The 6836-nt window shown below is 50.3% G+C and carries 8 protein-coding genes; all 8 read right to left on the bottom strand.

Annotation, left to right across the window (positions count from 1 at the left end; translation table 11 throughout):
* Positions 1-206: 206 nt before the first annotated feature.
* The gene (locus tag K341_RS0109930; RefSeq protein WP_026762698.1) at positions 207-746 is read right to left on the bottom strand and encodes a hypothetical protein; all 540 of its coding nucleotides are present in this window, start codon (positions 744-746) and stop codon (positions 207-209) included.
* Complete coding sequence (locus K341_RS0109925) at positions 739-924, bottom strand: hypothetical protein (protein WP_026762697.1); 186 nt, start codon at positions 922-924, stop codon at positions 739-741. The genes K341_RS0109930 and K341_RS0109925 overlap by 8 nt, the downstream gene beginning before the upstream one ends.
* Positions 924-1439, bottom strand: coding sequence for an IbrB-like domain-containing protein (locus K341_RS0109920; RefSeq protein ID WP_026762696.1), 516 nt, complete (start codon positions 1437-1439; stop codon positions 924-926). Before K341_RS0109920 ends, K341_RS0109925 begins: the two co-directional genes overlap by 1 nt.
* An 8-nt stretch (positions 1440-1447) precedes the next feature.
* Positions 1448-2752 (bottom strand): DUF3440 domain-containing protein, encoded by a 1305-nt coding sequence (locus K341_RS12660; RefSeq protein WP_026762695.1) that lies wholly within the window; start codon positions 2750-2752, stop codon positions 1448-1450.
* Positions 2749-4521, bottom strand: coding sequence for a GNAT family N-acetyltransferase (locus K341_RS11865; RefSeq protein WP_051217814.1), 1773 nt, complete (start codon positions 4519-4521; stop codon positions 2749-2751). The genes K341_RS12660 and K341_RS11865 overlap by 4 nt, the downstream gene beginning before the upstream one ends.
* Before the next feature lies 1 nt (position 4522).
* Positions 4523-5548, bottom strand: a complete 1026-nt coding sequence (locus K341_RS0109905) for a hypothetical protein (RefSeq protein WP_162141750.1) — start codon at positions 5546-5548, stop codon at positions 4523-4525.
* Between the two features lie 197 nt (positions 5549-5745).
* The gene (locus K341_RS0109900; RefSeq protein WP_248676908.1) at positions 5746-6354 is read right to left on the bottom strand and encodes a hypothetical protein; all 609 of its coding nucleotides are present in this window, start codon (positions 6352-6354) and stop codon (positions 5746-5748) included.
* Complete coding sequence (locus K341_RS0109895; protein WP_026762692.1) at positions 6341-6835, bottom strand: peptidoglycan recognition protein family protein; 495 nt, start codon at positions 6833-6835, stop codon at positions 6341-6343. Before K341_RS0109895 ends, K341_RS0109900 begins: the two co-directional genes overlap by 14 nt.
* Position 6836 lies beyond the last annotated feature (1 nt).

The following is a 6836-nucleotide window of genomic DNA, read 5'->3' as shown; positions in this document are numbered from 1 at the left end:
GTTATTATTCAATTATAACGCATTACATTCGCATGGTATGTATTATCTGCACTTCCTTGAGACACAATGTTTTTCGTGTCCTATATGACACTGTATCTCCATTTTTTGTTAGAGTACAGGCTGTCACGAAGCTGTCAAACACCATTCCGCGAAAGCATGGATTTTAAGACAAAAAAGGGACGGTATCATTCCCCCCGCACTGCACGCTATCTTGTCCTAAACGTAACATCTGCCCTCTGCGCTAAGTCTTTCGAAGAAAGCGATTGATAAACTTCGAAGATTTTAGAATCGTATTCATGCGTTGAATAAGGTTCGCCTAACTGTGTCAAGACAGCTCGCCTAAAATAATTCGCGAACTTGCTATCCGTTGATATGAGACGGATCGCGCATATCTTCTTTGTCTGTATGTCAACAAGGAAGAACTGAATCGGCAGGCCCTCTCCGTCTTTTGCTGGCTGCAGGATGATCGTCGCCCCCGGATGTCGTCGAATTGAATACGGGGCGTCCATCCATCCGGTTCCAACGCCTTGTATTTTTGCGCACATGAAAATGACCGGAGCTTTTACCGTGATGGCAAGCTCTATCTTTCCATCCTTCACGCCGTCGATTTCCTTCTTGTTCGGCGCACTGAAAAACAGTACGAACGACGCGCCGCTTTCATCTGTATAATCGAAATACAATCCGTCCTGCTGAAAGACTTCTCCTGGCCAGCGATCGCCTACGGCAAATCTTGTGAGCTCAGTCATTGTTTTTCCCTCCTACATACAGGACCTTATTGAGTGCATCGTTGAAATATCTGAGTGATGCAATGATGGCGTCCGAGGCCTTCTTCCCTGTTTTCTCCTTGATCTCCTTCAGCAGGAGCTTCATTTCCTCGTTTTGCTCCTCTGTAATACGGAGGGTCGTTGCTTTCTTCGTTCCCATTATCGCGCCTCCCATGCTCTTGAAAATTCGTTGTCCACGAACATCGCGGCAAGACCTGTGATCTGCTTCAACCGGATCACCTCATCTGCATCCATACCGAGATGCTTCATGATCCACGCATTGCTTTTGCCCATATCAACCAGCTCCCGGACGATGTTGCTCATAAGATCAAGGTCATGCGATCCACGGGCTCTGTTGTGCCGGATCGTGCTTGCCATTCGGTCGCCTATTGGTTTGTCGATGACCGAAACAGGCAGCTTTCCGCCCTCCCTCTCGTAGATGTCTTTGTGCCGCAGCATGACGGAGTACCGATGAAATCCGTCAACGATTTCATACATATCGTCTTCTGGATGATAATAGCATACCACGGGCATCGTATACCCGTCTTCCTTGATGCTGTCATACAGCAGTTTCATCTCCGGCGGCGCAACACTATTCGGGTTGTATTCGTTCGCCCTGATCTTTTCAATCGGTACGGCAATGACGCCGTACACGGGGCTTTTGTATTCTTTCATAGCTCCTCCTATAGGTTTTTATACTTCTCTACAATTTCCCGCTGACGCTTCGTGAGGTCTTTTGTTATCGTGAAGCACAGCCCCTTACAAATGTAATCGTTCTTGATGATGCACATAGCCATCCGCTTCCATGTGCATAGGTCTTGTCGATTGTCCAAGCCCGGCAGTTCATCAAGGACCTTTCGAGCGCGGATCATCTCTTTGTCGCCTTTCCCGCGATTCGAGAATTTGTGAAGGTTCTCGATCGCGTCCGGGCAGGTTCTTTCCAGCTCCTCGATGATATCTGCCGGAACAGGACAGCCCGTGCGCTTCCAGTACTTTATGAACTTGATAAATTTACACCTATAGTTATTTGCCGCCTCTTTCGGCAGTGTCGTCAGCAGAAATTTACAGAAGCTCCGCCATGTATGTCCCTTCGGCAGCGTGTAATCTGCGGTCATGATCTTTTTCCCAGCGTATATATTGCCAAAGTTCGCACCGGAAACGCGGTTCACAACGCGTGCCCACGTGTCCGGCTCAATCACGCGAAAGAGGTTCAGCCCTGCTTTCGCTTCGTTCCCGAACGGCTCGTCCACGCGCATCTTGTGAATTGGCACGCCTCCCCGATAGAACAGATCGTACAGCCGATTATACGGCTTGTTGAATTTTCCGTAATATATCCAGTCGTCTTCCGCCGCCCAGTCGTAGATCGGATAAAAGCTATAGCAGTTCTCCGCCATCTTCTGCGACCATGCGATGTCCTCGTAGTTATTGACCTGTGCGCCGTCCGAGGCGATCGCCCGCCATCGGTTCAGCGATTCGTCTGTCCGTATCCCGACGAGCTGCGCGGTGCTCTTCCCCTGCCCGTACCACGCCGCAAAGTGGAGAATGAACTTCTCAAACGGCATATTCTGTGTGTAGAACGGCAATTCCTGATTATCTAAATTCACCACCCATTTATTTTTTTGCATCGGCCGCACCCAAATCGGACGCTTTTCCGGCTGCCACCATATCCACGTTGGTTCAAGGTAGGACAGGCTATTAGGGCTCTCCATCGGCAGGCATATCCAGTACGGCTCGAGGACATCCTCATTTTCGCGGAACATTCTCTCGACATATTCGATTGTCATTGAATAGAATGCCTCGAGGTCGATGAATAGGACGCCGACTTTGCGCTTTCGCTCCCGTGCAATGTCGATGCACATGTTCAGCAGAACGCCTGAATCCTTGCCGCCGGAAAAACTCACGCAGATTTTCTCGAAGTTATCAAACAGGAAGTTGATCCTTCGCTGTGCCGCAGTGTATACGTCCTCGTCTTGGTATACTTTCTTCATCCTTCCCTCCTCATATTCACCCATGCTTTACCTTTTTTGCCCGTCTCTTTGAATCCGTGTGAGACATATACGTGAGCAAGGCAGATTCGTGTCGTGACGGTAATGCTGCGGTTCCCGGCAAATTTAACAGCACGGCGTACCAGCTCTCGGAGCACGCCCTGCTTCCGATACCCCTCCATGACGTAGGCGGCGTGAATGTGAATCCCCTGCGCTTTCGGTTCGACGGCCAAAAATCCAGCAATAGTGTTTCCCTCTAGCGCGGTGACCCACGTCCAGTCCGGCTCGTTACTGAGCGGGTATCCGTCGAGCTCCTTTCGGATGGCACGCGAGGCAAATAACGCCCCGAACCGCAGATAGAAATCCGGGTCCGTTTCTGCTGAGAAGTTTTTGTACTGCATCGTTAGTTCTCCTTTCCATTGGTCGATTTCCTTCTTAAAGGTATCAACGAGGCTCTCCTTCCGCGAGAGACATCCTTCGATAAGTTCATCGATCGTCCCGCCGCAGCATATATCGTAAATTCTGACCTCCTGCGTCTGCCCGATACGGTGCACCCGATCCTCCGACTGCATGCGTGTCGCAAGGTCAAAATCATTGCTGTAGTATATGATGTTGCGACAGAACTGTAGATTCAATCCATAGGCGCCGCACACCTTGTTTGCTACAAAAAATTGTACGTTGTTTTGAAACGCCGCACGGTTCTCTTGCCGTTTCGGCTGCGATAACTTCCCCGTAAAGGTCACATGCGTGAGGTTCATTTCAGATAGCAACGCCTCGATCGTATTGATCTCGGATTGATACTTTGCGAAGATGATGCATTTCTCCGTTCCGATGTCCTCTATCAGTTCTTTTAATTTTTGTATCCTCGGGTTGTCGTGCCAGTCCGAAAAGAACGGCGCTGTCTGCATGCGCTCTTGTGGTCCCGACAGGACGCCTCGTCCTGAGACGACATGCTGTAATGCGGTGAATAGCTTATAGATCGTCTCTGCCCGCAGCTCGTTTACGCTCTCTAGGTATTCCCATTTGATCGCGTCATACAAATCCGCCTGCTCCGGCGTCATTGTAAAATACATCGATCGGTATTCTTTTTTCGGAAGATGCAGGCAATCCTCTTTTCTGATCTGATAGGTATAGGGCGCGATCTTTTCTGTAAGGTAATCCACGTTCAGAACGCGCGCGACCTGATCAGTCTTGTGTTTTATCCCCGTTCTTGGGTCTTTTATCTCTTTATACTCGAGGTGATTTGCGGCGAAACTATAGAACGATTTGTATCCGAGTATCCGCCAGTCTAATATCACCCACTGCGCGAACATATCCGCCTCGTTCTTCGAGACGGGCGTCCCGTTAAGGATGAGTTTATAATTGCAAAACCGCCCGATTCTTGTGATCCTCGCGGTGCGTATCGCCTCGTGATTTTTGACAAGGTTGCTCTCGTCCACGATTAGGTAGACTTTATGTGTTTCTACCAGCTCGAGGAGCTGAAGATACAGCCGCCCCGAAGATGACAGACTTTCAATCCCCCGTATGACAAAGTTACCGGGGATCTCTCCGCAATGATAGGTAATGTCTTCGCGGAGATTCTTCTTGACGCTGCACGGGCATAACCACAGCACAACATCAATCTTTCCCGCTTCCTCTCGCTCCTTGATAAGCGAGAGCGTCGTCCTTGTCTTTCCGGTGCCCTGCTCCATATACAGGGCACCAATCTTTAGTTTTCTGAGCTTTTCTACCGCCGCCGTTTGATGCGGCAGCAGTTCAGTTTTCAGATTCATTTTACTCGTCCAGCAAATCGTCTAGGACGTCCCTGCTAGACGACATTATCTCTTTGACGTCTTTCGTCTTTGGCGTAGCTTTCTCCGCTTTTTTGACAGTCGTCCGCGCCTTCTCTAGGTCTGCCTGTTCCGCCTTTGAGAGCAGCTTTTCTGCGCCGGGCGAAATCTTAAAGTCGTTCAGGTCTGCGAAATCCCGGATTTCTGCGAAATACCGAGCTTTTACGGTCACACCGCCATCCTCATACCGAGCCCCCGGAAGGTCTTTGATATATGAATATAGTACCGGGTTGTATTCCCAGTAGATACGGATCACATCGTTTTCTACTACAATCCATCGCGCTGTCCTTTGCTCAAAAACAGCATTGACCGCGCGTTCGCGCAGGGCTTCATCTTCGATTTTTACAATGATACCTTCGTTGAGGAGGGCATTTCCAATTTCCGCAATGCGGTCATCCTTGTCGCCGTTCATGACGTTCATCTTGAGCCGCCACGCTTGATACTCAGAATCCCACCGAAACCCGTGTTCTTTGGCCGTGTTCCGGATTGTATCGTTCTTCGGTGAACGTATGACTACATCGCCGTCGAGCACATAGACATGAGCGATATCTTTTGAGACTTCGTTTTCTGGATACACAACGGAGGGGGCTTCCGTTTCGTCCGCTGCCGGTTCATCGTACGAAGTATCAAATCGGACGGAGGCGATTTCTTCATAAAATTTGTCAATTAGCCCCTCCGGGAGCCAGTTTCTATTATCGATCCACCACTTCGCTGCCGTTTTCTGCCCAAAGAACTGTACCGCTTGACCGTACAGTTCGGGCTCGATCTTTCCCTTTTCCTCCTCCATCTTTTCAAAGAAACTCTTTCTAATCGTACGCGCCCAATGGATCTGCTTTTCCGATCCATCAAGCGCTGGGAGTCCGTAGGATTCTTCAAATGCGCTGTTTTCTGCGTCTTCTTTTTCAGCCCTGCAGTGGGGGCATACATCGTCAGCGAGGTGTTCTAAATAGGCGCCGCTGACCTTTCCCATAAGGTTTACTGATGCGCTGTGTCCGCACGAGAATTCGATATCATATCTTGACATGGTCTTCACGTCCTTTCTGTTTATGCTTTTAGTATATCACCTTTTCTGTATTTGTAAATACTTTTTTTTATTTTGTATATACTTTTTGTAAAAAAATAACCTCGAAGGATATTCTCCCTCGAGGCTTTCAACTTATATTCACTTTACCACTCCGCGACAGTGTAAATGACACTCCCGCCCTTAACATCGCCGCCCTGTCCGTGGACAAGTCCTTCCCATCGTCCGACCTGCAAGCCCGCCGTCCAATACGTACGGCTATCCACCTGTGTCACGCCCGCCTTGATCTTGCGCCGCTTGTCGAGGTTAATTTTGTAAACGCCAACTTGATAATCTTTGTTATCCGGCTGCGGTGCAACGACGGTTCGATCCGTCTTTTCGAGCGCCTCAGCCGGCAGTGTCGTATCGTGCTTGTTAATACGCTCCTGCACCTGCGCCGCTGCTCGCTCCACCGTCGGCGCCGTTACTGTGACGTGTGTGACAGGCTGCACTTTGCCCTGCTGTGCTCGTTCGACGGCTCGGGCAAGCTGATCTGCCTGTCCCTCTGAGATGCGCAGCCTCTCTCGGAGTGTCTCGGCGTCCCTTGCTTGCTCCGCCGTCATCTCCTGCGCCTGCCTCAGAGCCTCCTCTGTCCCTGCGTGGTATCGATACGCAAGGATGCCGACAGCGACGAGGACAAAGGCGCACAGCAAGGCGATGATGATTTGTTTACGCGTGATATTCTCGAGCATTGCTTTCACCTCAATTCTGCGCATACCAATTCGCCTTACCCCGGACTTCCGGCAGCAGCACATAAAGATTTGTTCCGGGGCATGCGGTCGGCATTAAATCGCGATGCCCGACGACGTGATCGTCGTCGATCGGCAGACCGTAGTCGTGACATACATTCGCGAGCAGCATAGCAAGCGCCTCAATCTGCGCGTCCGTCGGCTCGGCGAGCTCGAAATTACCGCAGACGTGGATCCCGATCGTGTGATAGTTCTCCTTGTACGCATGCGCGCCGACTGTCCAATGCGGGCGCCCCGCCTCGATGGTGCCGTCCTTACGGATAACATAATGGTAACCGATACACGCCCATCCCTGCGCCTGATGACTTGCATTGATCTCCTCTGCCGACAGATCATCATCTGTCGGATTTCCGGTATGATGCACAACAACCATATCTGTTACCGTTCTCGGTTTCAGCGCCCCATAGTAGTACGCCAGATTTACTTTCTTGATGTTTACTCTCTGCATA

The sequence above is a fragment of the Centipeda artemidis DSM 19719 genome, assembly GCF_000426665.1.
GTDB classification, from domain to species: domain Bacteria; phylum Bacillota; class Negativicutes; order Selenomonadales; family Selenomonadaceae; genus Centipeda; species Centipeda artemidis.
Note: the sequence above shows the minus strand (reverse complement) of the source record. Positions and strands in the feature narration are given on the sequence as shown.

Coding starts and splice junctions, on each gene's coding strand:
- K341_RS0109925 (WP_026762697.1), bottom strand. CDS start 924: ATGGGAACGAAGAAAGCAACGACCCTCCGTATTACAGAGGAGCAAAAC.
- K341_RS0109920 (WP_026762696.1), bottom strand. CDS start 1,439: ATGAAAGAATACAAAAGCCCCGTGTACGGCGTCATTGCCGTACCGATT.
- K341_RS0109930 (WP_026762698.1), bottom strand. CDS start 746: ATGACTGAGCTCACAAGATTTGCCGTAGGCGATCGCTGGCCAGGAGAA.
- K341_RS12660 (WP_026762695.1), bottom strand. CDS start 2,752: ATGAAGAAAGTATACCAAGACGAGGACGTATACACTGCGGCACAGCGA.
- K341_RS0109905 (WP_162141750.1), bottom strand. CDS start 5,548: ATGGGAAAGGTCAGCGGCGCCTATTTAGAACACCTCGCTGACGATGTA.
- K341_RS0109895 (WP_026762692.1), bottom strand. CDS start 6,835: ATGCAGAGAGTAAACATCAAGAAAGTAAATCTGGCGTACTACTATGGG.
- K341_RS0109900 (WP_248676908.1), bottom strand. CDS start 6,354: ATGCGCAGAATTGAGGTGAAAGCAATGCTCGAGAATATCACGCGTAAA.
- K341_RS11865 (WP_051217814.1), bottom strand. CDS start 4,521: ATGAATCTGAAAACTGAACTGCTGCCGCATCAAACGGCGGCGGTAGAA.